Source organism: Ruegeria sp. YTSC325 (genome assembly GCF_059609525.1).
Genome location: NZ_JBXWLY010000002.1, coordinates 225,912 through 252,120 on the forward strand (window position 1 = coordinate 225,912; position 26,209 = coordinate 252,120).

Here is a 26,209-nt window from a genome sequence, read left to right on the forward strand (position 1 = left end):
CAACGAATTTTGGCCTGACAAAAAGGAACTCAGGATGAGCTTTGACTATGATCTTTTCGTCATCGGAGGCGGCTCGGGCGGGGTCCGCGCAGCGCGTGTGGCGGCGGGCGAAAACGGGGCCAAAGTGGCCTTGGCCGAAGAAGATCGCTATGGCGGCACCTGTGTCATTCGGGGCTGTGTGCCCAAAAAGCTGATGGTCTTCGCCAGCGAGTTTTCGAGCATGGTCGGCGACGCGCAGGCCTATGGTTGGGATATCCAACCCGGCGCGTTCGATTGGGATACGTTCCACGGCAAGCTGGTGACAGAACTGGACCGGCTGGAAGGTATCTACCGCAATATCCTGAAAAACAACGGCGTCGAAAGCTTTGACCAGCGCGCACATATCGTTGATGCACATACGGTTGAACTGGCCGACGGTACCCGCAAGACCGCCAAACACATCCTGATCGCCACCGGCGGTCGCCCGGTTGTGCCGGACTTCCCCGGGTCAGAGTTGGCGATCACATCGAACGAGATTTTCCACCTGCCGAAACTGCCCGAAAGCATTCTGATCGTTGGCGGCGGTTATATCGCCAGCGAATTTGCCGGGATCATGAACGGGTTGGGCGTGAAAACGACTCAGTTTTATCGCGGCGCGCAGATTCTGCGCGGCTTTGACGAAGAGGCGCGCGGTCTGATCTGTGAAGAGATGCGCCAGAACGGCATCGACGTGCGTCTGGGCACCAATGTGCTTGAGATGACGAAAGAGGGCGACAAGATCCGCGTCAAGGCCACCGACGGCACCGAGGATCAGTTCGACGTGGTCATGTACGCCACCGGTCGTGCGCCCAATGCAGATAACCTGGGGCTTGAGGCCGTAGGTGTTGAGCGTGGCCGTAAGGGTGAGATCATCGTTGATGAATACAGCCAGACCGGCGTGCCCTCGATTTATGCCATCGGGGATGTGACTGATCGTGTAAACCTGACCCCGGTTGCGATCCGCGAGGGCATGGCTTTTGTGGAAACCGTGTTCAAGGGCAATCCCACGCCCGTGGATCATGACCTCATCCCCACCGCCATTTTCACCCAGCCCGAAATGGGCACTGTGGGCCTGAGCGAGGAAGATGCCGCCGCGCAGGAGCCGATCGAGGTGTATGCTACTTCGTTCAAGCCAATGCAAAAGGCGTTTGCAGGTGGTACTCAGAGGGTTCTGATGAAGCTGATCGTGTCTCAGGCGACACGCAAGGTTCTGGGCTGTCACATTGTCGCCCCCGGCGCAGGTGAAATGATCCAGCTGGCCGGAATCGCCGTAAAAATGGGCGCGACCAAGGAAGATTTTGATCGGACGGTTGCGGTTCACCCAGTCATGGCCGAAGAGCTGGTGACAATGCGGCAACCTGTGCGCACTGCTTGATTTGCAACCGCGCGCACACAAGTTACAAGGGAACCCGTGATCACACGGTCCAACACAAGGGAATAGATACACATGGCGGGCAACAGCGGTGGCCCCTGGGGGGGCGGAGGCTCTTCTGGCGGCGGAGGAAATCGGGGTAACAACGGGAACGGGCAACGCCCGCCCGAAGGCGATGGCCCGCAGATCCCCGAGATCGACGAGCTGATGAAAAAAGGGCAAGAGCAACTGCGCGTTCTGATGGGCGGTCGTGGTGGCTCGGGCCGTGGCGGCAATGGTCAGGGCAGCGGGGGCGGCGGTCCCATCTTTACCAAAGGGACCATAGCAATTGGCACGCTGGTCGCGGCCGGACTATGGGCGGCTGCAAGTTTTTACACAGTGAAACCAGAAGAGCAGTCGGTAGAACTTTTCCTGGGCGAGTTCTCCTCTGTCGGGAATCCTGGTCTTAACTTTGCCCCGTGGCCCTTTGTAACTGCCGAAGTCATCCCGGTTACGCGCGAACAGACCGAGGACATGGGCGGTGCACGCGGTAGCGATGATGGTCTTATGCTGACCGGCGACGAAAACGTGGTAGACATCGACTATCAGGTTGTCTGGAACATCAACGATCCGGCAAAATACCTGTTCAACCTGCGTGATCCGCGCCAAACCATCCAGGCTGTGTCGGAATCGGCGATGCGTGAGATTATTGCTCAAAGCGAGCTGGCGCCGATCCTGAACCGGGATCGTGGTATCATCGGTGAACGCCTGCAAGAGTTGATCCAGTCCACGATGGACAGCTACGATTCGGGCGTAAACATCATCCGTGTGAACTTTGACAAAGCCGACCCGCCGCAAGACGTGATCGCCGCCTTCCGTGACGTTCAGGCTGCCGCGCAAGAGCGGGATCGATTGCAGAACGTTGCTGACGCCTATGCCAACCAAGTTTTGGCGGAAGCCCGTGGTGAGGCTGCGCAGGTTCTGGAACAGGCCGAGGCGTATCGCGCTCAACAGATCAACAGCGCACAGGGTGAGGCCAGCCGTTTCAGTGCGGTTCTGGAAGAATACAGCAAGGCGCCTGAAGTGACGCGCAAGCGCCTGTATCTGGAACGGATGGAGCAGGTTTTGGGAGATGTCGACAAGATCATCCTTGATGAGAACTCGACTGGTTCGGGGCAGGGGGTTGTACCTTACCTGCCGTTGAACGAACTGCGCCGCAATTCTGGGCAGGAGAGCAACTGATGCGTAAATCACCCATTATCCTCATCATCCTTGTAATTATCGGCGTCCTTGGACTGTCTTCGATCTTTATCGTCGATGAGCGCGAACGTGCTCTGGTTCTGCGGTTTGGCCGAGTTGTCGATGTCAAGGAAACGCCGGGCCTTGCCTTTAAACTGCCGATCTTTGACGAGGTCGTGCGCTATGACGACCGCATTCTGTCGATCGACGTACAACCGCTTGAAGTCACGCCTCTGGATGATCGACGTCTGGTGGTCGATGCCTTTGCTCGGTACCGTATCGCGGACCTGAACCAGTTCCGTCAGGCTGTTGGTACCGGTGGCATCCCGGTTGCCGAGAATCGTCTGGATAGCATCCTTCGTGCCGAGACCCGTGAGGTCCTGGGTTCGGTGTCGTCCCGCGATATTCTTAGTTCGGACCGGGCCGCACTGATGCTGCGCATTCGCAACAGCGCGATTGCTGAAGCACGCGCGCTGGGTGTGACTGTTATCGACGTACGTCTGAAAGCAACAGATCTGCCGCAGGCCAACCTTCAGGCGACCTTTGACCGGATGAAAGCCGAGCGGGAGCGTGAGGCCACCGATGAGCGCGCCCGTGGTAACGAGGCGGCGCAGCGTGTGCGGGCGCAGGCCGATCGTACTGTGGTTGAACTGGTCTCGGATGCAAACCGAGAGGCCGAGATCATTCGTGGTGAAGCCGACGCCGAACGCAACGCGATCTTTGCCGAAGCCTATGGTGCGGATCCTGAGTTCTTTGAGTTCTACCGTTCCCTGTCGGCCTATGAACAGGCGCTGCAGGGGGGCAACAGCTCGTTAGTTCTGAGTCCAGACTCTGAGTTCTTTAACTATCTGAAGTCGCCTTCCGGCCAAGGCGGTCGGTAATGGGCATGATCCTTCTGGCCTTCGGGCTGGTGTTGATTGTCGAGGGGCTGGCCTATGCGCTGGCCCCTTCGCTTATTGAGCGTATGCTCGAGGCGCTGCGTGCGTTGCCCGAACAAGCACGGCGACTGGCGGGGCTGCTTTGTGTGGTCAGTGGATTGGTGCTGCTGTGGGGCGCGCATCAGGTCGGGTTTTAACACAGGGTTTTCACTTGCCGGTGATTTCTCCGCGATCCTCAGTTGCGGGCTTGGCCAAACCGACTACATTGGTTGCCAAGGAGGAACGCCTAAGGGCGATCCAGTTAGAGTTGACGACAAGGAGTTCCCAAGTGCAGGCACAAGCGCGCAGTATTTCCGTCCGGCGGGACGAGGTTGTTGGTTTCACGCGGCTGATGTGGTTGGCCTTTGTCGGGATGCTGTTGGTTCTGGCGCAGACCGTCTCCGCGCAAGCACGGGGCGAAAGCCTTGCTCCTCTGGCCGAAAAGATCAGCCCGGCGGTGGTCAACATCACAACGTCAACTCTGATCGAAGGCCAATCCGGTCCTCAGGGGATCGTACCCGAAGGGTCTCCGTTTGAGGATTTTTTCCGCGAATTTCAAGACCGCGGGAATAATGGTCAGAACGCCCCGCGCCGCAGTAATGCGCTGGGCTCGGGATTTGTGATTTCTGAAGATGGGTTCATCGTAACCAACAATCACGTCATCGCAGAAGCCGATGAAATCCTAATCGAGTTCTTCCCCGGCGATGGCCAGCCTGTAAAAGAGCTGCCCGCCAAAGTGATTGGCACCGATGAGAAAACCGATATCGCGCTTCTTAAGGTCGAGGCGTCGGGGCCGCTGCAATATGTGCAGTTCGGTGACAGCGATGTGGCCCGCGTGGGCGATTGGGTGATTGCAATGGGTAACCCGTTGGGTCAGGGATTCTCGGTCTCGGCCGGTATCGTATCTGCGCGCAACCGGGCGCTCAGCGGATCGTATGATGACTACATTCAGACGGATGCCGCAATCAACCGGGGTAACTCGGGCGGTCCGCTTTTCAACATGGAGGGCGAGGTCATCGGAGTGAACACCGCGATCCTTTCGCCCAATGGCGGCTCGATCGGGATTGGTTTTTCGATGGCGTCAAACGTCGTGATCAAGGTCGTGGACCAGCTGCGCGAGTTCGGTGAAACGCGCCGTGGTTGGCTGGGTGTGCGCATTCAGGACGTGACCGAGGATATGGCCGAGGCGATGGGTCTGGACAAACCGGGCGGGGCGCTGATCAGTGACGTGCCGGATGGTCCCGCCAAGGACGCCGGGCTGCTGGCAGGCGACGTGATCCTCAGCTTTGATGGGGTCGAGGTCGAAGATACCCGTGGTCTGGTCCGTCAGGTAGGAGAGACCACAGTTGGCAAAGCAGTTCGTGTTGTGGTGCATCGCGACGGCGGAACGCAGACCGTTCTGGTGACGTTGGGCCGCCGCGAAGACGCTGAGCGGTCTGAGAGCAATGAAGAAGATGCGCCCGAAGCGCCGGTTGAAGAAAACGCCGATATTCTGGGCCTGACCATCTCACCACTGACGGAAGAGCTGCGGTCAGATTTGGCTTTGGATGCAGAGGCCGAAGGTCTTGTGGTGACCGAAGTTGATGAAGCCTCGGAAGCCTATGCAAAAGGTTTGCGCGCTGGTGACCTGATCACTGAGGCCGGGCAGCAAAAAGTGACATCGATCGAAGATTTCGAAACGCGCATGGTGGAAGCAGGCGAAGCAGGGCGCAAATCGTTGCTTCTGCTGGTACGTCGCGGCGGAGACCCTCGCTTTGTCGCGCTGAGTCTGGAACAGTAATCAACTTGCAAAAAACAGTGGAAGGCCGGAGCAGATGCTCTGGCCTTTTGTTTTTCGCGCTTTTTTAAGACTGTCCAATAGAAAGAGCCACGCGCCGGGGAAGGCACGTGGCTCTGATACAGGGAGAGGTCAGTGGACAGATATCGGGGATGATTCTCTGACCTCCTACGGTAACAGTTATTAAGATAGTCTTAACGACTGGGCGAGTATGTGAAGCAGGTCACAGCCCGTCAGATCAAATCAGAATCTGCAAGTTCCCGCAGCGCGTCAAAGTCGTGGATCTTAAGGCCGCCGCGCGATGCCTCGACCACTTTGTCCCGCTTCCAGGTCGAGATCGTCTTTGACACTGCCTCTCGCGTTGCGCCAACGAATTCAGCCAGTTCGCTTTGCGACAGAGTGATGCGATTGGTTGCGTCGCCTTGCAGGTCAGACAGGTGCAGCAATTTACGTGCCAGACGGATCGGCATCGGCAAAAAGACCTGTTCGTTCAACTGAGAGCCCATCCAACGCATCCGCAATCCTGCCAGCCTGATCATATCAACGGCAAGGTCGGGGTGCTGACGAATCTGGTTCATGACGTCCTTGCGTCGGACTCGAAGAACGCGAGACGGCTCGGCGGCGGCAATGGTGGCGGTGCGTGGGCCGTTGTCGAACAGGCCGATCTCACCGAACACTTCTCCGGGTTTCATAAGGGTCAGAGACAGCTTGCGGCCGCTCATCGCCAGAAAGGAGACTTCAAGCGTTCCTTCGAGGATCGCATAGAGAGCGTCGCCCTCGTCCCCCTGTTCAAAAAGTACATCTCCTTGGGTCAAGGAGATCTCGGTCGCCTGAGCCGATAGCATGGTTCTAAGCCGGTCAGATGCCTCGGCCAGAAAGCCGGTGTTTGGAAAGGGCGTCATATTGGTGGTTTTACCCGAGGGATTGTGAGTGGTCCCACAACTTTTCACAGCAAACGCCTTTAGCCAAGGTTTTTGTGCACTTATTTTATATCAGAGCGACGTCCGTGACCTTCTGAACCTTCAGCCGTCCTGATTTTCATTTTGGTCGGGTTCTTCCATATACGTCTGCAACATGCTGAATTGCAGCATTAAAAACGCCATCAGCGCGATTGGAAACGCGAAGGTTTCGATTTTCACCCATAGATCAGTCGATAGGGTGCGCCACACCAGTTCATTCGCCACAGCAAGAACTGCGAAGCACCCGCACAGACGGCGGGTCAGTATCATCCACCCTTCGTGCCGCATCGGCAGCATCTCGTCCAGCACATAGGCCAAATAGGATTTGCCCTGCAGCAGGCCTATGCCAAGGATCGCGGAGAAGAACCCATAGACCAGCGTGGTTTTCATTTTGAAAAACCGCTCGTCGTTGAACCAGGCCGTCAAGCCACCGAAGAAGATCACCATGAACGCGGTGAATATCTGCATTCGGCTGAGTTTCCCGGTCAGTACCCAAAGAACAGCCATTGCCCCTAACATAAGCGGGACAAAGATAATGGTGGCCACGATGAACCCCGAGTATTCGGTTCCCGCGAATTCAAAGCTGTCGTCGCGCAGACGCAGGTAGATGAAAAAAAAGGCCAACGGAGGCCCAAGCTCCAGCGCCTGTTTCAGGAAAGGGTTGATCTCTTTTTTGCCTGTCATCACGGATTCCTGCTGCTTACCCGCCCATTTCAACTATTACGGCGCCAAGTGCAATCAATGCCATCAACGCAATCCGTCTGGGGCCGACGGTTTCTTTGAGGATCAACCAACCGATCAGTGCAGCAAATACCGTTGAGGTTTCACGCAGCACAGCGGCTTCGCCGACCTTGTCCAGTCGGGTGGCCAGCATGATCGAGCCAAATGACAGCGGCGCGATGATACCTCCGGCGAGTCCGCGCAGCATCAAAGGTCCAAGAGCCGGACGATGGATCATGGCCCGCCATCTGAGAAATGCGTAGAATGGCATCGCAGCCCCGTCGATCATGAAGAACCACGCCAGAAACGTGAAAGGATCCGCCGTGGCGCGGATGCCATAGGCGTCATAGGTTGTATACAGCGCCACGAACAGCCCCGTCGCGATGGCCAATGCAAGGGCAATGCCCAACGTCTCACGATTTGTTTCGAGAAATTTGAAGTTGTAGGCGGCCAGACCGAAGATACCGGCAAGAAGGACGGCGACTCCGAACCATTGGGTTCCGGTGAAGGTTTCACCGAACAAAAGATAAGCGCCGATGACGGTGAACAGTGGGCCGGTGCCACGTACCACAGGATAAACGACCGTGTACGATCCCTTGGTATAGGCCAACGCCTGAAGCGTTTTGTACAAGATATGGATCACCCACACGACGGCAAAGATGGGCCACATGTAGGGTTCAGGCCAGGGCACGACAAAAAGCGCAAAGGGGGCAGCCATCAGGCAATAGCAGGCGTCGATAGCCCCGCGCGACATCCAGGGGTCGTGGCGTCCCTTTTGTAACGCTCCGAAGGCTGCGTGCAGAAAGGCAGCCATAAGCGCCAGCGCCAGTGCCAACTGGTGACCTGCTTCGGTGCCTTCCAGTGATATCAGCCAGTCGCTCAATACAAGTGCTCTTTCACGGGTGGTGAGGCCGGGGGGTTATCCACCCCCGGACCCCCGAAGGATATTTTTAGCCAGATGAAGGGGCGGATCAGTTTTCCAGCCCAGTCAGGGCTGCGGCAAACTCTTCGGGATCGAAAGGCGCGAGGTCGTCGATCTGCTCACCAACTCCGATTGCGTGGATCGGAAGACCGAACTTGTCGGCCAGCGCGACCAAAACCCCGCCCTTGGCCGTTCCGTCGAGTTTCGTCATCACAAGCCCCGACACATCCGCCAGCTTGCGGAAGGTTTCAACTTGGCTGAGTGCGTTTTGCCCGGTGGTGGCGTCCAGTACCAGAAGGGTGTTATGCGGAGCGGTTTCGTCGACCTTGCGGATGACACGGACGATTTTGGCGAGTTCTTCCATCAGGTCTGTGCGGTTTTGCAAACGACCCGCCGTGTCGATCATCAGAAGATCCGCGCCTTCCTCCTGTGCTTTGGTGAGTGCGTCAAAGGCAAGAGAAGCAGGGTCCGAGCCTTCCGGAGCAGTCAGGACCGGCACTCCGGCGCGATCCCCCCAGACCTGCAGCTGTTCAACTGCGGCAGCGCGGAAGGTGTCTCCGGCGGCAATGACGACCTTTTTCCCGGCGGTTTTGAACTGGCTTGCGAGCTTGCCGATGGTTGTGGTCTTGCCGGATCCGTTAACGCCCACGACCAGCACCACCTGCGGGCGTTTTGGGTAAATAGGAAGGGGTTTCGCCACCGGCTCCATGACGCGGGCGACTTCTTGCGCCAGAAGCTGTTTGATTTCTTGCGTCGAGAGTTTGCGACCGTACCGCCCCTGGGCCATGTTCGAGGTTACGCGCAGGGCAGTGTCGACGCCCATATCCGAGGCGATCAGCAGTTCCTCGAGCTGTTCCAGCATGTCGTCATCCAGCGCACGGCGGACAACGGTCTTTGGCTCACTTCGGCCAAACAGACGCCCCAGCACGCCTTTGGAAGACGTAGCTTCGGGAGGGGGTGGCGCGGGTTGTGGATCGGCAGGCGACGGGTCGGGCGTTTCGACCGGCTGCGGCGTGGGTACAGGGGCGGGTGTTGGTTGTGGTGCGGGTACTGGTTCCGGCGTTGGTTGAGGTACTTCCGGAACAGGTTCAGGCTGCGGTTCGGGCTCTGGTATGATCGGGTCCGGGGTTGTTGTTTCCTCGCCGCCATCCTCGACGATTGCGTCCAGCCCCTGTTCAAGGCGGGACGAGGATTTGAAAAGCTTGTTCTTTAGCTTTGAGAAAAACGCCATTTTTGGTCTCCGCAGGTGTTCCCCTCACCTAATGCGGATTCGCAGCGGTTGCAAAGGGTCAGGCAAACGCCAGCAGTAACCCCACCTGCGCCCCCCAGTACAATATCCAAATCGGATAGGGTGTAACTTTCCGAGATGGGTGGTTAGGGGGCAAAAGGAATTTCTCGGTGGCCAGGATCAGGTCTGAGGCGATGAAGGCAAGGGCAGCGGGCAGGGCCAACCACAGCGCGTCTGTATCCGGTAGGGTCAAAACCGCGATCCCCATCCCCAAAATGATCGGAATATAGGCAAGCACCGGGCCTTTCAGGTCACCTGCGCGCGGGGTCAGCAACGTGGCGGCAATAATACCCAAAACGATCAACGACCAGAACATGGCCGGTCGTTCCCAAATCAGGCCCGGGTCGCTGGACGGATGCGTGAGAAACAACGCAATATAGGCCAGATGCCCGGCGGCAAACGCTCCGATACCGGCCATGAAGGTCTGGTCCGTTTCGCGTGACAGTAACGCATCCCCGATTGCGCAAAGGGCAAGTGCCGTCGACAAGAGCAATGGCGCACCGCTGAAAACCGCAATGACGGCCAGTGTGCCAACTGAAGCGGTCTTAAAAAACGTTCTCGCCGTGCTGACAGGTTTTGGGGCCATTGGCATGTAAGCCAGCGCACAGGCGGATGCGAAAATCAGCAGAACAGTGGTCACGCGTTGGTCTCCGGGTTGGTGATCAAACCAGAACGCCATGATCATGCGGTCAATTCAACGGGTTACGTCAGGGCAGGGTGGTCTGACGCAATGGTAATTGGCCTTGTCTTCCGGCTTCTGACAGAATGACTGCATGCTGAGACACATCGTGATTCTTTTAGCCCTTTCCGCGCAGGCGGTCGGTGCCCAGACGGCCCTGTCCGGGTCCGAGTTCGATGACTATACACGCGGTAAAACCCTGTTTTACGGGTTTCAGGGCGAGGTTTACGGTGTCGAACGGTACCTGCCGAACCGTCGGGTGATTTGGTCCTTTTTGGATGGCGACTGCAAAGAGGGCGTCTGGTATGAGCAGGAGGATCAGATCTGTTTCCTCTATGAAGACAGGCTTGATCCACAATGCTGGCGCTTTACCCGGTCTGGCGCTGGGTTGATTGCTCAATTTGAAGGAAATCCCGACCAGACCGAATTGTATGAGGCCGAGGACATCGACGAAGAGATGATATGCCTCGGGCCAGAGGTCGGAGTTTAAGTGTCACTTAGAACAATGAGCCTTGATCCGGTGCGTCTTTTTTGGGCGATTTTTTTGGTGCCGGTCGCGGCGCCTGCGGCTGTCCCGTGGTGAGCATACCATCGGCAAATTCAATCTCTAGTGCGTCGTGTTTTGCAGCCTGCTTCTTTGTGGTTATCACTTGATCGTCGGCTCGTACCACGGCGTAACCACGTTGCAACGTCGCTTTGTAGCCGAGCGTTTCGCGTAGGCGGTCCGTGGCCTCTAGCTGTTGCCGCATCCGGTCCAAACGCAGAGTGTGGGCCGCGCTCATCCGTTCGCTTAACCTCGAGAGAGTTTGGCGCTGCACCTCGATCTCGCGCTGGATGGGGCGCAGTGACAGGCGCGAGGACAGGTTACGCACCGCCTCTTGTCGGCTGCTTACAAGAATGCGCAGGGTTGAGGGCCGCAGATGGGCAGAGAGCCGCACCACTTGCAACTGGCGGTTTTGCACGCCGCGCTCCAGCGCCGGGGTCAGGCGATCTGCAATCAAATCAAGTCGTTGGCGTGGAGAGTTCAACAAGCTGTCCGGGCGCGGCAGGGCGCGGGACAAGTCGCGCAGGCGTTGGCTGCGGCGTTGCACGGCATCGGTCGCGGCGCGGGACAGGCGCGCGCCTTGCTCGCCGGTCCAGGCCAGTAGCTCCATTCGAACGGGCACAGCCAGTTCGGCGGCTGCAGTGGGTGTGGGCGCGCGACGGTCCGAGACGAAGTCGATCAGCGTTGTATCAGTTTCATGCCCCACAGCCGAGATCAGCGGGATCTCCGAGGCCGCAGCCGCCCGCGCGACCGCTTCTTCGTTGAAACCCCACAGGTCTTCGATCGATCCTCCGCCGCGGGCAACGATGATAAGGTCGGGGCGCGGCAGGGCACCTCCGGGCGAGAGTTGGTTGAAACCGTTGATCGCGTTGGCAACCTCGGGCGCGCAGTTCGATCCTTGCACGGCGACAGGCCAGATCAGCACCTTGCGCGGGAACCGGTCGCGCAGGCGGTGTAGGATATCGCGGATCACCGCGCCAGATGGTGATGTCACTACGCCGATGATCTGCGGTAGATAGGGCAGGGGTTTCTTGCGTTCAGGCGCGAACAGCCCTTCGGCCTCAAGCTGTTTCTTGCGCTTTTCCAGCAGCGCCATCAGCGCGCCTTGCCCGGCGACGGCGACCTCATCGACGTTGAGGTTGTATTTCGATTGCGCGCCGAATGCGGTCAGGCGGCCGGTGACGACGACCTCAAGCCCTTCTTCGGGCACCACGGACAGGCCCGAGATCTGCCCCTTCCATGTGGTGCAGGCGAGCACGTTCTTGTCGTCCTTGATGTCGTAATACAGATGACCCGAGCGCGCCTTGAACACGCGACCGACCTCGCCGCGTACACGGATTCGGCCGAACGTGCCTTCAAGCGTGCGTTTCACCTCACCCGAGATGTCAGAAACTGTATATTCCGGGGTGTTTTGGCCGGGAATGGGGTCGTCAAGCAGGTCGGACATTTCAGCGCCTTGTGTCAAATGCCCACCCAGCTTAGAACGCGCGGAAGGCGAGGCCAAGCAGATCGGAGAGCAGTCATGAATATCCTCATTCTTGGAAGCGGTGGGCGCGAACACAGCCTGGCTTGGGCGGTGATGCAAAACCCAAAATGTGACCGTCTGATTGTGGCTCCGGGTAATGCAGGGATCGCGCAGATCGCCGAGTGCGCAGCGCTGGATATTGAAAATGGCGGCGCGGTGGTCAGCTTTGCCGAGGAAAACGCGATTGATTTCGTGATTGTCGGCCCTGAGGCCCCGCTGGCCGCTGGTGTCGCGGACCGTTTGCGCGAAGCAGGTGTGTTGGTCTTTGGCCCCTCGGCTGATGCGGCGCAGTTGGAGGCATCCAAGAGCTTTACCAAGGAAATCTGCGACGCCTCGGGTGCGCCGACGGCCGCCTATGGGCGCTTTACCGAGGCCGAGCCTGCCAAGGCCTATATCCGCGAACAGGGCGCGCCGATTGTGGTCAAGGCCGATGGTCTGGCCGCCGGCAAGGGCGTGATCGTGGCGATGGACGAGGCCACCGCGCTGGAGGCCATCGACGACATGTTCGGTGGTGCTTTTGGCAGGGCCGGGGCCGAGGTGGTGATCGAGGAATTTATGGAGGGCGAGGAAGCCTCGCTGTTCGTGTTGTGCGATGGAGAGGATATCCTGTCCGTTGGTACCGCGCAGGATCATAAGCGCGTGGGTGAGGGCGATACCGGGCTAAACACGGGCGGGATGGGGGCGTATTCTCCGGCCCCGGTCCTGAGCGCCGAGGTCGAAGTCCGCGCAATGGAGCAGATCATCAAACCCACTGTGGCCGAGATGAAAAAGCGCGGGATGCCGTTTCAGGGGGTTCTCTATGCGGGGTTGATGATCAAGGACGGGCAGCCGCGACTGGTGGAATACAATGTGCGCTTCGGCGATCCTGAATGTCAGGTGCTAATGATGCGCCTGGGCGCGCAGGCGATGGATCTGATGCATGCCGCAGCCGAGGGCCGTTTAGGCGAGGCGCAGGTGAACTGGGCCGACGATCACGCGCTGACCGTTGTGATGGCGGCCAATGGCTATCCCGGTTCTTACGAGAAGGGCAGTGTGATTGGCGGTCTGGACGCGTTGCCCGAGGACAGCAAGAACATGGTTTTTCATGCCGGGACCAAGGCGGCAGACGGGCAAGTACTTGCGTCGGGTGGTCGGGTTCTGAACGTCACTGCTCGGGGCGAGACACTGAAGGACGCGCGCGACCGGGCTTATGCGATGGTTGACGGGATTGACTGGCCCGGAGGGTTCTTCCGACGCGATATCGGTTGGCGGGCTTTGTAATCTGATTGCCGGGCTGCGCCCGTCTTGATTTTTTCCGGAAGGGGACTTTGCCCCCTCGGCCTTTCGGCCTCACCCTCAAGGTATTTTTGGCCAGATGAAGGGCGGATCAGCAGTTTAATGCGTCGGTCAGGTCGCTGCGTCCTCTGAGCGGGCCAAGGTCGGTGGTTTTCCAACCATCTTGGAAATAGACGCCTTTGACGCGAGACCAGTCCGCACTGGCCACAACGAGTGCCGAGCGGGTACCGCAGCTGCGGATGCCACCTGAGATGAAGTCTTCTCCGATTTTGTGGTTTGTCAGGCCGGGAAGCGCGGCAATTTCAGTAAGAGCACCATCCTTGAATCGCCAGATGCGCAGGGTTTTGGCCAGATGAGGGCGGTCGATATAGGCGATTTCGACATGGTCGTCGCCGTCCAGATCAGCTGCGCCGATTGGCGCGAGCCAGCGGAAACGGGTGCCTATATGCGGGGTGGCGGCTATCTTTTCTCCGCGCGCGTTATAGATGGCGAGTTGTGCGCCTTCGTGAACGCTGGATTCGACAACGATCACCTCATTCGTACCGTCAAGATCAACATCGGCAAGTCGTGGCTCGAGGTCTTCGAATACGCGGTCCGGGGGAAGCTTGATGGAGTGCGTTGTCCATTCGTATACTGGTTGCAAGCGGAGTGGGGCTTGCGATGAGGCGTCTTCGATCCGCATCTCCAATCCGCCATATTCGACGAAATCGCCCAGGACACCATGGGCATAGCGAGTGGTTGGATCGGTGAAATGGGCCCTTGTAACCGTGTCTGCTGCTGTAAGAGGCATTGTCCCTGCCAGCCACAAGCACGCCGTCAGCAGCGCGCCGCGAGACCTGCCTTGCCAGAGGCGAGAGGGCCGGCGCGGCGCTTTGGAGATCATCAGATCTGCTTCTCAGGCATCTGGACGACCAGACCGTCCAATGCGTCGGTGACTTTGATCTGGCAGGTCAGGCGGGACCGCTCTGGGTCGGGCTCAAACGCAAAGTCCAGCATGTCCTCTTCCATGTCGTCTTTGGCAGGCACTTTCTCGACCCAATCAGGGTGGATATAAACATGACAGGTCGAGCAGGCGCAGGCGCCGCCGCAATCGGCTTCGATGCCGGGGATGTTGTTGTCGCGGGCCCCTTCCATGACAGTCAGTCCGTTGGCGACCTCGACTGTGTGTTCGGTACCGCCATGCTCGACATAGGTGATCTTTGCCATTGCGTGCGTCTTCCTTTTTCGATGTTCAAAACCTTCCTTAGTGAAGGGATTTAGGTCTTTCCAGCCTCATTTGCGACTCAGTATGCCGTGACTGGACTTTCTGTGTATTTGTTCTATTTTTGTTCTCATGCTTGTTGCCCCTGCTCGCCCTGTAGGATCAAACCGGAACTGGCCGCGCCCACCCGCTTGCCTGCCAGCCAATCGGCTGGACGATCCACCCGATAACGCCCGTGTGACCGTGGCCGGGCTGGTGATCTTGCGGCAGAGGCCGGGAACCGCCAAGGGCGTGATCTTTCTGACGCTTGAGGACGAGACCGGCATCGTGAACGTGGTGGTCTGGCGCGCGATGTACGAGGCGTTCCGTCGCGCGGTGATCTCGGGGCGGTTGTTGCGGGTTACAGGGCGGATGCAACGGGCGCATTCCGTGACCCATGTGATCGCGGAAGAGATCGAGGATATCTCGGGGATGTTGGACGTGTTGGTGCGGGGGGAGGGAGCCTAGGCGCTGCCATCCACTCCTGCCTTGTCCAAACGCCAGCGCTGATGCACAATTTCATCATTAGATGTTGGGCGCGCCGACAGACCACCACGTCACGCTTTGGGAGGAACGTGTCATGCCATCCAAAACCGCAGACTCCACACCGCCAGAGGACCTGACGCCCCAGCAGCAGGACAGGGCCGACGTCAATAAAATCACTGTCGACGATATAACCGCCTCGTTAAAAGCTGGCTTCTCTGACTTTCTGGCGCACCCGGTCATGAGCGGCTTTTTCGGTCTGTTCTATGCGGTGTTCGGAATTCTTCTGGTTTGGGTCATGGTCTGGCTGGGTAAGATCTGGATGATCATTCCGGCCATTGTCGGCTTTCCGTTGATTGCACCATTTGCGGCCGCTGGGCTGTACGAAATGTCACGCCGGCTGCAAAACAGAGAGGACTTCGGATGGTCTGAAATTCTGACCGTCATGGCCAATCAGCGAAAGCGTGAGATGGGCTGGATGGCCTTTGTTACCCTGTTCATATTCTGGGTGTGGGTTTACCAGATTCGGCTATGGCTGGCGATTATCCTACAGGACGCCTCTTTTTCGGACTTGGACGGGTTTCTGAACACAGTATTTTTCACTCCGCAGGGATGGACGTTTCTTGCTGTCGGCACGGCCATAGGGGCATTTCTGTCAGCGGTCCTGTTCTCGACAACTGTCGTTGCCATGCCTATGCTGCTGGATCGCGAGACCAATTTCGTCTCTGCCATGCTCACATCAATCCGGGTTGTCACCGAGAACCCAGTGGTGATGCTGAGCTGGGCTGCGATCATCTCGGTCACGATGCTGCTGTCGCTGGTTCCGGCGTTTTTGGGCCTGATTTTTACACTACCGATTCTGGGGCATACGACGTGGCATCTTTATCAGCGGGCCGTCCCGCCGGTGGCGGATAATTCGCCCGCTGTCAGTACAAGCCACGCATCATCCGCAGGTTAGCAAGGCTTTTGGCCTAATTTACCGCTTGAACAAATTGCTCTGCGACTGCTTGTCTCGATGGTCCCCGCGCAATTCTGCATGTAGCGCCCGACCGGCCTGAACACCGGGGCGGGCACTGACGGTTTCCAGCCAGCGGGTGAAATGTGGCTTGTCCTCCAGCACCTGTTGCTGGCCTTCCCACAGACTGGCCCAGCCCCAGATCGACATGTCTGCAATGGAGTAGAAATCGCCCGCGACATATTCGTTCTCGGCCAGCCGCCGGTCGAGCACGCCGTAAAGCCTGCCAACCTCGGTGCGATAGCGATCCTTGGCATAGGGCAGGTCTTGTGGCGGGTCCAGTTGCGGGGCGTATTTCAAAAAGTGGTGCGCCTGACCGGCCATGGGTCCGACCCCGCCCATTTGCCACATCAGCCATTCCTCAACAGCGATTCGGTCACGCTCGGTCTTGCCGTAGAACCGCCCTGTCTTGCGTGCCAGATACATCAGGATGGCACCGCTTTCGAAAACCGAGATCGGCCTTCCATCCGGGCCGTCGGGGTCAACGATGGCCGGCATCCGGTTGTTGGGTGCGATTTTCAGGAATTCTGGGTCGAACTGGTCACCTTTGCCGATATTGATCAGGTGGGTGGTGTAGGGCAGGTCCATTTCTTCCAGCGCTATGGACGCCTTCCAGCCATTCGGCGTCGGCCAGAAATACAGATCGATCATAATGTCTCCTCAGCTTGAGGGGATCATGAGGCTTTCTGCGCAAAGGGCAAGAGGGCGTGTGGCCGGGGAAGCGCAAACAACCGTGACCAGCGTGGCGCTGGCAGGTCGGGCAGGCCATTCTGCAGGCAACCCAGACACAAACGGTCGTCGTGGCGCAGCAACGCGTTATACAACCGCAAAACGCCCGGTCGAGTATAGCTTGACCAATGACAGATGCGACGCTGGGGCATGCCGACTGGCTGTACGACGCGGGACAGATGGGCCAAAGTTTGCGGACAATCCAGTTGTAGCGTGACAGCGTTTGGGGCTTGTAGCCCTGTTCCTATGCTACGGTCTCCACGTCGGGGTGGCTGGATCAGCCATTCATAAGCCATGTCAAACAGATCGTTTTCCCGGCTGGTCACATTAACGAATTCCGCAGATCGACCGGCCGGTGTGTCCAACGCACAAAGCGCTCGGCTTTGGTAGGCTGCACCCGTCAACGAGATAATGCGGTTCAACGCCCCGGATCCAGAGTGGTGCAAAGCCTCAAGCGCCAGTTCGACACCCATTGAATGGCCGATGAAATGTATCGGTCTTCCCGGGTTCAACCGACGCAAATCGCGGATCAGCCCGGCCAATGCGCGGCCGGCCTCGACGGCGCGACGACGCGCCGCCCATACTGGCCCCTGGGCGTTCCAGCCAAATGCGATCCCCAGCCCTTCATCCGAGAACCCCGCGCCGAACCCAAGCTGCTGTGGCCAGCTTGGACAACCAAAGTACGTACCATCCGGATTCAGGGCCAAAATATGTCGATGTGGGCAGGCTTTGGCGTCGTCGGGCCTGTATTTATACCCGTGGGTCATGATGACGACAGGGCCCGATACATCCCTTGTACGCCGCAGCACGCTATAGACGGGTCGGGGGCTGCGATGGAGGGAAATCTGGTCGTCTTCGGCGTTGATCCTGACTATTGGCATCTGCTCAGCCTCACACAAGATGTAGTGGTGCTCGTCTGTCATGACGCTATGACGATTGGGTGAAAGACAGGTTACAGAACCGTGACGTTGCACCGGTCAGGGTTGACGCCTTTGCAACTGCGGCGTAATGGCATCAAGACCACGTGGCGATTTGATACCGGATTGCGGGCCACGCTAAACAACACCGCTAAAAGGTCAGGATGAAGGGCCCCTTTCGCTTGACCGCGTCTGGGGTTTTTTATTTGCGCGCCCAAACCGGGCCGAAAGGAATGACATGAGCGAGAACTGGAACAAACGCACACAAGCCGTCCATGGTGGCATCCGCCGCAGTCAGTATAACGAGGTGTCCGAGGCGATCTTTCTGACGCAGGGCTTTGTATATGATACCGCCGAGCAGGCCGAGGCCCGTTTTATCGAGACCGGCCCGGATGAGTTCATCTATGCCCGCTATGGCAACCCGACCGTGTCCATGTTTGAACAGCGTATTGCCGCTCTGGAAGGGGGCGAGGACGCCTTTGCCACCGCATCGGGCATGGCGGCTGTGAATGCGGCGCTGACCTCGATGCTGAAGGCGGGCGATCATGTGGTGTCGGCCAAGGCGCTGTTCGGCTCATGCCTTTATATTCTGGAAAACATCCTGACCCGTTTTGGGGTCGAAGTGAGTTTCGTAGACGGCACCGATCTGGACGCGTGGCAGGCTGCGATCCGTCCCGATACCAAGGCGGTGTTTTTCGAATCTATGTCGAACCCGACGCTTGAGGTGATCGACATCGAGGCCGTCGCCAAGCTGGCACATGCCGTTGGCGCGCTGGTGATTGTGGACAATGTATTCTCGACGCCCGTGTTCTCGCGCGCGATTCAGCAGGGTGCGGATGTGGTGGTCTATTCCGCGACCAAACATATCGACGGGCAGGGCAGGGCGCTGGGCGGCGTCATCATCGGCACCAAAGACTTCATCCGCGGCACCGTTGAACCTTATTTGAAACACACCGGCGGGGCGCTTAGCCCGTTTAACGCCTGGGTGATGCTGAAAGGGCTTGAGACGATGGCGCTGCGCGTCAACGCGCAGGCTGAATCCGCGCAGATCATCGCCGAGGCGCTTGAGGGGCATCCAGCGTTGGAACGCACTTTGTACCCTGGTTTGAAAACCCACGCGCAGAATGCGCTGGTACAGACGCAACTGGGGGGCAAGGGCGGCACGGTTCTGTCGCTGGATATCAAGGGCGGCAAGGACGCGGCCTTCAAGTTCCTGAACGCGCTGACGATCCCGGTGATCTCGAACAATCTGGGTGATGCCAAATCAATCTCTACGCACCCGGCGACGACCACGCATCAGCGTCTGAGCGATACGCAAAAGGACGAGTTGGGTATCACACCGGGTCTGATCCGTTTTTCGGTCGGGCTTGAGGATGCAGATGACCTGCTTGCCGATATCGGGCACGCATTGGACGTTTCTCAACAATAGCGGTGCGTCAAATCAGGTATTCCCGGGTCAAAGAAATGTGTGTGGGGTAGTAAATCGCTCATTCCGCACCAAAATTCGATCCGGGCTGTGTTTTCCGGCGTATACGGATAAACTGGAAAACGCGCCGAGCCCGTATATACTCCGGCGACCAACCCCGAGGAACTCTGATCGATGAACGTGCATCCCCGTGACATTGACGACGCCCCCAACCATGATCAGGCCGAAGCCGCGCTGAAAGTGCTGCGCAAATGGGCCGAAAGCGCGACAGAGGCCGAAATCAGCCAGCTTGATCCGGCGATCGCACGTCTGGTTCCGGGGCTGGTACCGGTGAACTATCCGTCGCTGTCACGTGAGTATCTCGAAGGGTTCGAAGTGGATGCTGCATATCGCGCCACGCTGCCCGACCTGCAAAACGGCCCCTCCAGCCTGATCCGGGGGGCAAAGCAGCAAATTCAGCATGTGGGCATTTCCAATTTCCGCCTGCCGATCCGCTTCCATCGCAAAGAAGGTGAGGATTTGACCCTTGAGACCTCGGTTACCGGGTCAGTCAGCCTTGAGGCGGAAAAGAAGGGCATCAACATGTCCCGCATCATGCGGTCCTTCTACAAACACGCCGAGCGCACCTTCAGCTTTGAGGTGATGGAAGCCGCGCTGGATGATTACATGACCGATCTGGACAGCTTTGATGCGCGCATCCAGATGCGGTTTTCCTTCCCTGATAAGGTGCAAAGCCTGCGCTCGGGTTTGGAAGGTTATCAATACTACGACATCGCGCTGGAACTGGTTGAACAGAACGGCGTGCGCCAGAAGATCATGCATCTGGACTATGTCTATTCCTCGACCTGCCCTTGTTCGCTGGAACTCAGCGAGCATGCGCGCTCGACGCGAGGGCAGTTGGCGACGCCTCATTCACAGCGCTCGGTCGCGCGGATTTCGGTCGTGGTGGACTGCGACGCCGATTGTCTTTGGTTCGAAGACCTGATCGCTCTGTGTCGTCGCGCAGTGCCCACGGAAACGCAAGTCATGGTCAAGCGCGAGGATGAACAGGCTTTTGCCGAGCTGAACGCCGCCAACCCGATCTTTGTCGAGGACGCCGCGCGTTTGTTCTGCGCCGAATTGCTGGCCGATCATCACGTCGGTGATTTCCGAGTGGTCGCCAGCCATCAGGAAAGCCTGCACAGCCACGATGCGGTTTCGGTCCTGACTGAAGGCCCGACCTTCGTATCCGCCAGCATTGACCCGAAATTGTTTGCGACCCTTTTCCACGTAGGGTGAGGTCAAAAAGTCTCAACTTCAAACTTACGGCACGTTTTTGCCGCAGCGCAGCAAAAAATGCTGCAAGCGCACGGCCTTTCAAGTAGACTGAGGCCGAATGCAGCCGTGACTGCGCCGTTTGATTGCGGCAAAGGTCACTTCTGAAGGAAGCCGACACGTGCAACGCCTGAATCAGAGCGACACTGAAGGGTGCCCGAAACATCGCGGCGTCTCTGGCTTCTTCCCGTCATGCAGGCTGCGTCGTTTTCAGAGGAGTAACTACGTATGAATCCGATTACCCAGCCGCTGGAATTTCAGGCTGCCGCCATTCGGATGGCGGGCTATGCGGTCAGCAACCAGATGAAAATCATGCACATTCTGGCGTGCTCGGCGATGGAGCTGCCTTTCGTTCCCGTTCAAGCATTGCATGCGTCTTCATCGGTGCCCGCACCTGTTGCGCCGAAATCTGCGACCAAGACCACAGCACCAGCTTCCAAGGCAACTACAGCTCCGGTTGCTAAGCCGAAACCGGCTGCAAAGGTCAAACCCGCAGCGAAGACAGCGACCGAATCACCGAAACGTGTTGTCTCAAAACCGGCCCCCGCCAAGGCGGTGAAACCCGCTCAGACACCGGTCAAGCCTGCGGTTGCGAAAACAGCTGCATCTAAGGCTCCTTCCGCCGCCAGACCTGCGACGAAATCTGTTGCGCCAAAACCTGCGACAGCGAAAGCGGCACCGAAACCGGCGGCTACCAAGCCTGCGGCTGCGGCATCCAAGCCGGCCGCGCCCAAAACAACAGCCAAAGCAGCGCCGGCCAAATCGACTCCGGTTAAAGCCCCGGCGCCCAAAACGGCCCCGACCAAAGCGGCGTCAGCCAAGCCGACTCCGACCAAAGTAGCCCCCAAAGCTGCGGCGCCTAAATCCGTGGCCGCAAAACCGGCTGCAGAGAAACCGGCGTCTGCGCCTGCTGCGCGCCGGCCTCGTGCCCCTTCGAAGCCGCCTGCGATGCCGGCTGCTGGCAATAAATCCGATAAGTAAATCGGGTCATCCGCTTGACACAGTCGTGCAGGCGCGCCAACGCTGCGCCTCATGACGGATATACGCCCGGTTGGATATGTGATTGGCCTGTTGGTCGCCATTCTTGGGGCGACCATGGTGCTGCCTTTGATCGCGGACCTGATTGAAGGGCGCGACGAATGGCATGTTTTCCTTGAAAGTGGGATCATTACGGTCCTGACCGGCGTTATTCTGGCGATGAGCTGCTCGAACGGTGTGGGCGAAGGTCTGACGATCCGTCAGACCTTTTTGCTGACAACAGGGGTTTGGGTCGCGCTGCCGTTCTTTGGTGCCATCCCATTTTTGTTTGGGGCGACCGAGCTTCGTTTCGTCGATGCTTATTTTGAGGCGATGTCGGGGCTGACGACCACCGGCTCGACCTTGATCACGGGGTTGGATGCTCTGCCGCAGGGATTGCTTTTGTGGCGCGGCGTCCTGCAATGGCTGGGTGGCATCGGGATTATCGTTGTGGCTATGGTGTTTTTGCCCGAGCTCCGGGTGGGCGGGATGCAGATTTTCCGCTCGGAAGGGTTTGAGACCATGGGGAAAATCCTGCCTCGCGCGCAGGAAATCGCTGGGCAGATATCACTGATTTATGTGTTTCTGACCTTTGTCTGCGTTTTGGTCTACGCCGGTTTTGGAATGAGCTTTTTTGACGCCGTTGTGCATTCGATGACAACGATCGCAACTGGCGGGTTCTCGAACTATGATGCGTCCTTTGCAACGTTTTCCGGGCCCACCGAATATGCAGCATCGGTATTCATGATTTTGGCAGCGCTGCCGTTTGTGCGCTACGTCCAGCTGGCGAACGGCAATACAAGCTCATTATGGAAAGACAGCCAGATCCGCACGTTTCTAGCGACCATTCTGGTGCTGGTCGCCGTGATGACGGTCTTTCTGCTTTTGGTCTTTCCGCATCATTGGGAACAGGCATTTCGCGAGTCCTTGTTCAACATCACCTCCATTATCTCGGGAACCGGATACGCCAGCGTCAACTACATGACATGGGGCAGCTTTCCGGTGATGGTGTTCTTTCTGATCGGTCTGATCGGGGGGTGTGCGGGTTCGACAGCCTGTTCGATCAAAGTCTTCCGCTATCAGTTGCTATTTGCATCCATCAAAACTCAGATTCGTCGGATCCGGTCTCCGCACGGGGTCTTTATGCCTTTATATGATGGGCGCCCCATCAGTACCGATGTTCTGACCTCGGTCATGAGCTTTTTCATGTTCTTTGTGCTGTCGATGGGCGTTCTGGCTTGGGCTTTGGCGCTGACGGGTCTGGACTTTATCACCTCTGTCTCGGGCGCGGCGACGGCGTTAGCCAATGTAGGGCCGGGGCTTGGCGATCAGATCGGCCCGGCGGGCAATTTCGCGGGGCTGAGCGATACGGCCAAGTGGCTGCTGTCCATCGGGATGTTGGTTGGGCGGCTTGAGCTGCTGGCCGTCTACGCTCTGTTCACTGTTCAATTCTGGAGAAGCTGATGAAAAGACCCCTCGGCGCGCAAATCTCGCATATGCTTCGGGATCGCGGTGTGGATGTGATTTTTGGCATTCCCGGTGTGCACAACCAGGAAATGTATCGGGGGATCGAAGAAGCAGGTATCACCCATGTTCTGGCCCGGCACGAGCAAGGCGCGGGCTTTATGGCTGACGGATATGCCCGTGCAACAGGCAAGCCGGGGGTGGCCTATGTGATAACCGGGCCGGGCCTGTGCAACATCATGACACCGATGGGGCAGGGGTATTCGGATTCTGTTCCGATGCTGGTTCTGTCCTCATGTCTGGACGAGACCGAGGCGTCAAAGGGCCAGTTGCATCAGATGAAGGACCAGCGCGGGGCCGCCGATACGGTTGCGGATTGGTCGGTGCAGGCAAATTCGGCCCAAGCCGCCTACGGGCTGGTGGAGCGCGCCTTTGAGGAATTCGAACTGGCGCGCCCGCGTCCCAAGCATATTCAGGTGCCGATCAAGCAGCTTGAGGCCGAAGCAGATCCGGCCCCGTTTCCCAACCAACCGGGGCTGCGCACCAAAGCCGCGCCGCCGGACGTCGCGTCGGTTATGTCGATGCTGAATATCGCCCGCAGGCCCTTGTTCATCCTTGGGGGCGGGACGCGGTCCAACCTGTGGCGGCAGATCCTGACCCAACTGGGGGCAGCCTGTTTCACCACCTATGCGGGGCGTGGCATGGCCGGGTTGAACTATGCGCTTGATTTTGGTGCCTATCTGCCCCGACCCAGCAGCGCCGAGGTCATTGCATCGGCCGATCTGGTTGTCGTGGTTGGGGCCGAGCTGGGCGAGGTCGATCTGTGGCGCGACGATCTGGGGCATTCTGGGAATCTAGTGCGCGTCGACCTTGACCCTGCTGTCTTGTCCGACCGCCAACGGGCGGCGGTTAAGTTGCAAGTGGACGGGGAAAGTTTTGCTCACGCACTTTGGGCCGCAATCGACCATGTGAAACCAGCAACCGGCTGGACCGAAGACGAGGTCGCCCAAGCCCGCGCGAAATGGCGGATCGAAGTGGACGCCGAACGCCCCGGCATTGTCCCCGTGCTGGACGCGCTGCGCGAGGCGATGCCGGCCGAGACAATGATCTATTCGGACATGACCCAGCTTGCCTATGTGGGCAAAGAGGTCTGGGATATGACCTTCCCTTACCACTGGCACCACCCCACCGGGTTTGGGACGCTGGGCTATGCCCTTCCCGCGGGGATCGGAGGCGCTGTGGCACGGCGCGGCAAACCTACGGCGGTACTCGCAGGAGATTACGGGTTTCAATACACGATGATGGAGCTAGGCGTTGCAGTCGAACTTGGCCTGTCTCTTCCCATTATCCTTTGGGACAATGGCAAGCTGAGAGAGATCGAAGACAGCATGGTCCGCAGTCAGATCGCGCCGAATGCGGTCGTGGCGCGGAACCCCGACTTTTGCAAGCTGGCCGAAGCCTTCGGTGCCCGGTCCGCAGAGCCAGTTAGTCTTGAAGACATGCAGGCTGCCGTCCGCGCTGCTTTTGATGCGAAAGGCCCTACGCTGATCCGGATCACGCCAGATATTTTGTAACTAAAAACGCCGCCCCTAAAGGCGGCGTTGAATTGATTGAGGCGGGATCAGTCCCAACAGTGGACCAGCACCGTCATTCCGGTTGCCCGACGGTTCAGCTCGTTAGGTGTGATCTGAGAGGACGGTTGACCGGATACGCCGGATACGCCTGCTTTGTCCAAAATCTGGTTCAGGCTGGATACCGTCGCCGCCAGACTGACCGAAGCGGGCAGGGTGCGACCGTCGGATGGGGTCGGCAACAACATACCAACCACTTGACCGTTCCCGTCGAATACAGGGCCTCCGGCGTCACCGGGCTGAGCCGCGAGGGCTAGGCGCTTCACGCCTTCTTCCCCGTTCAGCCCGCGCACATCGGCGATCTGGCCGAAAGTCAGCGTGGGCGCGCCCAATGCGCCTTGGTACGAAAAGCCAGACACTGCTACTTCAGCCTGAATACGGGGGGCGATTGCGCTGAATTCAGCAACGCTCAGCGGGGCCAATGCGCTGCGCGGTTGCAGAACTGCGATACCTAGGTCGGAATCCCGCCAGGCGACCTGAAGTTCCTGATCTCCGTCCAGCGTCACGCGGGCGCAGCTGTCTGCCGCCTCGGCCACAGTAAGTACGGTGCCATTGGTGTCGGCAAAGAACCCGGACCGTGACAGGCGAGGCTTGCGTATCTGAAGGCCAGCCACAAGATCGATCCGCTGTTCAGAATCTGCGCCAGCCGCGGCGTCGAGAACGGCGTTGTTCGTTGCAAAGCTGGCTTTCATCGCGGCCAGTACCCGCATCCGCCGGGCGTCATCTCCATCAGGCCAAACCAGCGTGAAGCCCTTGATCTGCCCATTGTCCAGACGCGCCTCGGTATAGGAAACGACATCGTTTCCACGTCCTTCAAGGGTAAAGCTATTGCCACTTAGTTGACGCGGCCCTTCCAAAGGAACGATCTCAAGTGACTGCATGACTTCGTACAAAGCGCGCAGCGTGTTCTTGTCGCCGGTCTGGCTGATCAGCAGCGCCTTTGCGCCCAGATCGGTACTGTTCGTGAAATGCACGAATGGCGCCTCGTAGCGGTCAAACGAGACCACGCCCAACGGCAGATCCAGATCAATCCCCGCCTTCATATCCGAATGGCGCGCCATCCCGACGTTGATCAAAGGTGCGTTATAGGCGTCCATCAGGGCTGCGCGCTGTGCCGTGGTTAGAACGCCCGTCGCCTCGAAACCATTGAAACGCTGCCAATCGGCCATCGAACGCCGGGTGCCTTGCCCGAATGCGCCGTCGATTGTTGCGTTGTAGAAACCGGCGGCCTGCAAAGCGGTCTGCAGATTCCTGCGTTCCTGAGCCGTCAGACGGCGCTCTGATTGCAATGCCTGTGACCGTGTTTCGTCCGAGGCTTGCGGCGTCAGCCCGGCCACGGGCTGATCGGGCTGTTGTTCGACTGGTGGCGCTACAGTTTCCGGTTCTGACAGGGCCGCATCGGTGGGCCAGAACTGCTTCCCCAGAACGTTGGAGAACGTGATGTAACTGTCCGCGGGGATTTGCCCTTCGGAGCGGTAAACACTCAGAACCTGCTCGGCATCGCCGCGTAAATAAGGACCAATAACAATCGCATACCATCCAGAGTTCAAGCGAAAGCCGTTCACATCAGGTAATACTTCTGCGTACGCCCGCGCGCGCTCTTGTGCTGCGGCCAAAGTCGGGCGGGCTTCAACCTGAACCCAGACCCCAGTGTCTTGTTGCGCGTATGAGGCGCGAAGGCCGAAGAGAATTAGAAACAGAATTGCCGTAAATATGCGTGTCATTGTCTGCCCATGTCCGCAGTGTTTTTCTGCGCCGC

At 58.4% G+C, this 26,209-nt stretch carries 25 protein-coding genes and 1 riboswitch; of the genes, 13 read left to right on the forward strand and 12 right to left on the reverse strand.

Annotated elements, in window-relative coordinates; all coding sequences use genetic code 11:
* The first annotated feature begins 34 nt into the window (after positions 1 to 34).
* The 5 genes from gor to AC2FF7_RS03950 all read left to right on the forward strand — a co-directional run bounded on the left by gor (position 35) and on the right by AC2FF7_RS03950 (position 5,305).
* A complete protein-coding gene (gene gor / locus AC2FF7_RS03930) occupies positions 35 to 1,393 on the forward strand; it encodes a glutathione-disulfide reductase (RefSeq protein WP_480867278.1) in 1,359 nt (452 codons plus the stop codon).
* Between the two features lie 72 nt (positions 1,394 to 1,465).
* Positions 1,466 to 2,611 carry an FtsH protease activity modulator HflK gene (gene hflK / locus AC2FF7_RS03935; protein WP_496905221.1) on the forward strand — a complete coding sequence of 382 codons (1,146 nt, stop codon included), beginning with the start codon at positions 1,466 to 1,468 and terminating at the stop codon, positions 2,609 to 2,611.
* Positions 2,611 to 3,489: a protease modulator HflC gene (gene hflC, locus AC2FF7_RS03940; RefSeq protein WP_170352777.1), complete on the forward strand. Its 879-nt coding sequence runs from the start codon at positions 2,611 to 2,613 to the stop codon at positions 3,487 to 3,489. Before hflK ends, hflC begins: the two co-directional genes overlap by 1 nt.
* The gene (locus AC2FF7_RS03945; RefSeq protein WP_170352778.1) at positions 3,489 to 3,683 is read left to right on the forward strand and encodes a DUF2065 domain-containing protein; all 195 of its coding nucleotides are present in this window, start codon (positions 3,489 to 3,491) and stop codon (positions 3,681 to 3,683) included. Before hflC ends, AC2FF7_RS03945 begins: the two co-directional genes overlap by 1 nt.
* 131 nt (positions 3,684 to 3,814) lie before the next feature.
* Complete coding sequence (locus AC2FF7_RS03950) at positions 3,815 to 5,305, forward strand: Do family serine endopeptidase (protein ID WP_480867282.1); 1,491 nt, start codon at positions 3,815 to 3,817, stop codon at positions 5,303 to 5,305.
* 230 nt (positions 5,306 to 5,535) lie between these two features.
* Here the strand turns inward: AC2FF7_RS03950 and AC2FF7_RS03955 are convergent, their stop codons facing one another.
* The 5 genes from AC2FF7_RS03955 to AC2FF7_RS03975 all read right to left on the reverse strand — a co-directional run bounded on the left by AC2FF7_RS03955 (position 5,536) and on the right by AC2FF7_RS03975 (position 9,831).
* Positions 5,536 to 6,204 carry a Crp/Fnr family transcriptional regulator gene (locus AC2FF7_RS03955; protein WP_480867284.1) on the reverse strand — a complete coding sequence of 223 codons (669 nt, stop codon included), beginning with the start codon at positions 6,202 to 6,204 and terminating at the stop codon, positions 5,536 to 5,538.
* 120 nt (positions 6,205 to 6,324) lie between these two features.
* A complete protein-coding gene (locus tag AC2FF7_RS03960; RefSeq protein WP_170750608.1) occupies positions 6,325 to 6,945 on the reverse strand; it encodes an inner membrane-spanning protein YciB in 621 nt (206 codons plus the stop codon).
* Between the two features lie 16 nt (positions 6,946 to 6,961).
* Positions 6,962 to 7,864 (reverse strand): EamA family transporter, encoded by a 903-nt coding sequence (locus tag AC2FF7_RS03965; RefSeq protein WP_170352781.1) that lies wholly within the window; start codon positions 7,862 to 7,864, stop codon positions 6,962 to 6,964.
* An 88-nt stretch (positions 7,865 to 7,952) separates the two neighbouring features.
* Positions 7,953 to 9,134: a signal recognition particle-docking protein FtsY gene (ftsY, locus tag AC2FF7_RS03970; RefSeq protein WP_480867286.1), complete on the reverse strand. Its 1,182-nt coding sequence runs from the start codon at positions 9,132 to 9,134 to the stop codon at positions 7,953 to 7,955.
* A gap of 58 nt (positions 9,135 to 9,192) precedes the next feature.
* Positions 9,193 to 9,831: a lysoplasmalogenase family protein gene (locus tag AC2FF7_RS03975; RefSeq protein WP_331251860.1), complete on the reverse strand. Its 639-nt coding sequence runs from the start codon at positions 9,829 to 9,831 to the stop codon at positions 9,193 to 9,195.
* Between the two features lie 133 nt (positions 9,832 to 9,964).
* Between AC2FF7_RS03975 and AC2FF7_RS03980 the strand changes: the two genes are divergently transcribed.
* Entirely contained in the window at positions 9,965 to 10,360 is a 396-nt protein-coding gene (locus AC2FF7_RS03980) for a hypothetical protein (RefSeq protein WP_170352784.1), read from the forward strand.
* A 7-nt stretch (positions 10,361 to 10,367) separates the two neighbouring features.
* On the opposite strand, the gene xseA is transcribed toward AC2FF7_RS03980, so the two are convergent.
* Complete coding sequence (gene xseA / locus AC2FF7_RS03985) at positions 10,368 to 11,861, reverse strand: exodeoxyribonuclease VII large subunit (RefSeq protein ID WP_496905222.1); 1,494 nt, start codon at positions 11,859 to 11,861, stop codon at positions 10,368 to 10,370.
* A gap of 75 nt (positions 11,862 to 11,936) precedes the next feature.
* Here xseA and purD point away from each other — a divergent pair, with 75 nt between their 5' ends.
* Positions 11,937 to 13,199 carry a phosphoribosylamine--glycine ligase gene (gene purD / locus AC2FF7_RS03990; protein WP_480867291.1) on the forward strand — a complete coding sequence of 421 codons (1,263 nt, stop codon included), beginning with the start codon at positions 11,937 to 11,939 and terminating at the stop codon, positions 13,197 to 13,199.
* A gap of 106 nt (positions 13,200 to 13,305) precedes the next feature.
* Here the strand turns inward: purD and AC2FF7_RS03995 are convergent, their stop codons facing one another.
* Positions 13,306 to 14,004 (reverse strand): FG-GAP repeat domain-containing protein, encoded by a 699-nt coding sequence (locus AC2FF7_RS03995; RefSeq protein WP_496905223.1) that lies wholly within the window; start codon positions 14,002 to 14,004, stop codon positions 13,306 to 13,308.
* Positions 14,005 to 14,096: 92 nt separating this feature from the next.
* Positions 14,097 to 14,420: a 2Fe-2S iron-sulfur cluster-binding protein gene (locus AC2FF7_RS04000; RefSeq protein WP_170769391.1), complete on the reverse strand. Its 324-nt coding sequence runs from the start codon at positions 14,418 to 14,420 to the stop codon at positions 14,097 to 14,099.
* 127 nt (positions 14,421 to 14,547) lie between these two features.
* On the opposite strand from AC2FF7_RS04000, the gene AC2FF7_RS04005 reads away from it, so the two are divergent.
* Complete coding sequence (locus tag AC2FF7_RS04005) at positions 14,548 to 14,922, forward strand: OB-fold nucleic acid binding domain-containing protein (protein ID WP_480867295.1); 375 nt, start codon at positions 14,548 to 14,550, stop codon at positions 14,920 to 14,922.
* Between the two features lie 112 nt (positions 14,923 to 15,034).
* The gene (locus AC2FF7_RS04010) at positions 15,035 to 15,895 is read left to right on the forward strand and encodes a DUF2189 domain-containing protein (RefSeq protein WP_496848471.1); all 861 of its coding nucleotides are present in this window, start codon (positions 15,035 to 15,037) and stop codon (positions 15,893 to 15,895) included.
* Positions 15,896 to 15,913: 18 nt separating this feature from the next.
* Here AC2FF7_RS04010 and AC2FF7_RS04015 read toward each other — a convergent pair whose 3' ends face one another.
* Both AC2FF7_RS04015 and AC2FF7_RS04020 read right to left on the reverse strand, forming a co-directional pair.
* The gene (locus tag AC2FF7_RS04015) at positions 15,914 to 16,603 is read right to left on the reverse strand and encodes a glutathione S-transferase N-terminal domain-containing protein (protein WP_170352790.1); all 690 of its coding nucleotides are present in this window, start codon (positions 16,601 to 16,603) and stop codon (positions 15,914 to 15,916) included.
* A gap of 23 nt (positions 16,604 to 16,626) precedes the next feature.
* Positions 16,627 to 17,604 (reverse strand): alpha/beta hydrolase, encoded by a 978-nt coding sequence (locus tag AC2FF7_RS04020; RefSeq protein ID WP_496905224.1) that lies wholly within the window; start codon positions 17,602 to 17,604, stop codon positions 16,627 to 16,629.
* Between the two features lie 91 nt (positions 17,605 to 17,695).
* A riboswitch (SAM riboswitch) is annotated at positions 17,696 to 17,773 on the forward strand.
* A 63-nt stretch (positions 17,774 to 17,836) separates the two neighbouring features.
* On the opposite strand from AC2FF7_RS04020, the gene metZ reads away from it, so the two are divergent.
* Complete coding sequence (metZ, locus tag AC2FF7_RS04025) at positions 17,837 to 19,027, forward strand: O-succinylhomoserine sulfhydrylase (protein ID WP_170750626.1); 1,191 nt, start codon at positions 17,837 to 17,839, stop codon at positions 19,025 to 19,027.
* Positions 19,028 to 19,198: 171 nt separating this feature from the next.
* Positions 19,199 to 20,302, forward strand: a complete 1,104-nt coding sequence (folE2, locus tag AC2FF7_RS04030; protein ID WP_170750628.1) for a GTP cyclohydrolase FolE2 — start codon at positions 19,199 to 19,201, stop codon at positions 20,300 to 20,302.
* A gap of 602 nt (positions 20,303 to 20,904) precedes the next feature.
* Here the strand turns inward: folE2 and AC2FF7_RS04035 are convergent.
* Positions 20,905 to 21,372, reverse strand: a complete 468-nt coding sequence (locus AC2FF7_RS04035) for a hypothetical protein (protein WP_480867332.1) — start codon at positions 21,370 to 21,372, stop codon at positions 20,905 to 20,907.
* Here AC2FF7_RS04035 and AC2FF7_RS04040 point away from each other — a divergent pair.
* Both AC2FF7_RS04040 and AC2FF7_RS04045 read left to right on the forward strand, forming a co-directional pair.
* Positions 21,371 to 22,819 (forward strand): TrkH family potassium uptake protein, encoded by a 1,449-nt coding sequence (locus AC2FF7_RS04040; protein WP_496905225.1) that lies wholly within the window; start codon positions 21,371 to 21,373, stop codon positions 22,817 to 22,819. The two genes, AC2FF7_RS04035 and AC2FF7_RS04040, sit on opposite strands and share 2 nt — an antisense overlap.
* Entirely contained in the window at positions 22,819 to 24,393 is a 1,575-nt protein-coding gene (locus AC2FF7_RS04045; protein WP_480867334.1) for a thiamine pyrophosphate-binding protein, read from the forward strand. The genes AC2FF7_RS04040 and AC2FF7_RS04045 overlap by 1 nt, the downstream gene beginning before the upstream one ends.
* 47 nt (positions 24,394 to 24,440) lie before the next feature.
* On the opposite strand, the gene AC2FF7_RS04050 is transcribed toward AC2FF7_RS04045, so the two are convergent.
* Entirely contained in the window at positions 24,441 to 26,174 is a 1,734-nt protein-coding gene (locus tag AC2FF7_RS04050) for a serine protease (RefSeq protein WP_496905226.1), read from the reverse strand.
* Positions 26,175 to 26,209 lie beyond the last annotated feature (35 nt).

Excerpts from the sequence above, each read along its gene's own strand:
- AC2FF7_RS04035 (WP_480867332.1), bottom strand. The coding sequence starts at position 21,372 with ATGAGGCGCAGCGTTGGCGCGCCTGCACGACTGTGTCAAGCGGATGAC.
- AC2FF7_RS04020 (WP_496905224.1), bottom strand. The coding sequence starts at position 17,604 with ATGACAGACGAGCACCACTACATCTTGTGTGAGGCTGAGCAGATGCCA.
- ftsY (WP_480867286.1), bottom strand. The coding sequence starts at position 9,134 with ATGGCGTTTTTCTCAAAGCTAAAGAACAAGCTTTTCAAATCCTCGTCC.
- AC2FF7_RS04010 (WP_496848471.1), top strand. The coding sequence starts at position 15,035 with ATGCCATCCAAAACCGCAGACTCCACACCGCCAGAGGACCTGACGCCC.
- AC2FF7_RS04050 (WP_496905226.1), bottom strand. The coding sequence starts at position 26,174 with ATGACACGCATATTTACGGCAATTCTGTTTCTAATTCTCTTCGGCCTT.
- AC2FF7_RS03995 (WP_496905223.1), bottom strand. The coding sequence starts at position 14,004 with ATGCCTCTTACAGCAGCAGACACGGTTACAAGGGCCCATTTCACCGAT.
- gor (WP_480867278.1), top strand. The coding sequence starts at position 35 with ATGAGCTTTGACTATGATCTTTTCGTCATCGGAGGCGGCTCGGGCGGG.
- metZ (WP_170750626.1), top strand. The coding sequence starts at position 17,837 with ATGAGCGAGAACTGGAACAAACGCACACAAGCCGTCCATGGTGGCATC.
- AC2FF7_RS03960 (WP_170750608.1), bottom strand. The coding sequence starts at position 6,945 with ATGACAGGCAAAAAAGAGATCAACCCTTTCCTGAAACAGGCGCTGGAG.
- AC2FF7_RS04040 (WP_496905225.1), top strand. The coding sequence starts at position 21,371 with ATGACGGATATACGCCCGGTTGGATATGTGATTGGCCTGTTGGTCGCC.
- hflK (WP_496905221.1), top strand. The coding sequence starts at position 1,466 with ATGGCGGGCAACAGCGGTGGCCCCTGGGGGGGCGGAGGCTCTTCTGGC.
- AC2FF7_RS03955 (WP_480867284.1), bottom strand. The coding sequence starts at position 6,204 with ATGACGCCCTTTCCAAACACCGGCTTTCTGGCCGAGGCATCTGACCGG.
- xseA (WP_496905222.1), bottom strand. The coding sequence starts at position 11,861 with ATGTCCGACCTGCTTGACGACCCCATTCCCGGCCAAAACACCCCGGAA.
- folE2 (WP_170750628.1), top strand. The coding sequence starts at position 19,199 with ATGAACGTGCATCCCCGTGACATTGACGACGCCCCCAACCATGATCAG.
- AC2FF7_RS04005 (WP_480867295.1), top strand. The coding sequence starts at position 14,548 with ATGCTTGTTGCCCCTGCTCGCCCTGTAGGATCAAACCGGAACTGGCCG.
- AC2FF7_RS03945 (WP_170352778.1), top strand. The coding sequence starts at position 3,489 with ATGGGCATGATCCTTCTGGCCTTCGGGCTGGTGTTGATTGTCGAGGGG.
- purD (WP_480867291.1), top strand. The coding sequence starts at position 11,937 with ATGAATATCCTCATTCTTGGAAGCGGTGGGCGCGAACACAGCCTGGCT.
- AC2FF7_RS04000 (WP_170769391.1), bottom strand. The coding sequence starts at position 14,420 with ATGGCAAAGATCACCTATGTCGAGCATGGCGGTACCGAACACACAGTC.
- AC2FF7_RS04045 (WP_480867334.1), top strand. The coding sequence starts at position 22,819 with ATGAAAAGACCCCTCGGCGCGCAAATCTCGCATATGCTTCGGGATCGC.
- AC2FF7_RS03980 (WP_170352784.1), top strand. The coding sequence starts at position 9,965 with ATGCTGAGACACATCGTGATTCTTTTAGCCCTTTCCGCGCAGGCGGTC.
- hflC (WP_170352777.1), top strand. The coding sequence starts at position 2,611 with ATGCGTAAATCACCCATTATCCTCATCATCCTTGTAATTATCGGCGTC.
- AC2FF7_RS04015 (WP_170352790.1), bottom strand. The coding sequence starts at position 16,603 with ATGATCGATCTGTATTTCTGGCCGACGCCGAATGGCTGGAAGGCGTCC.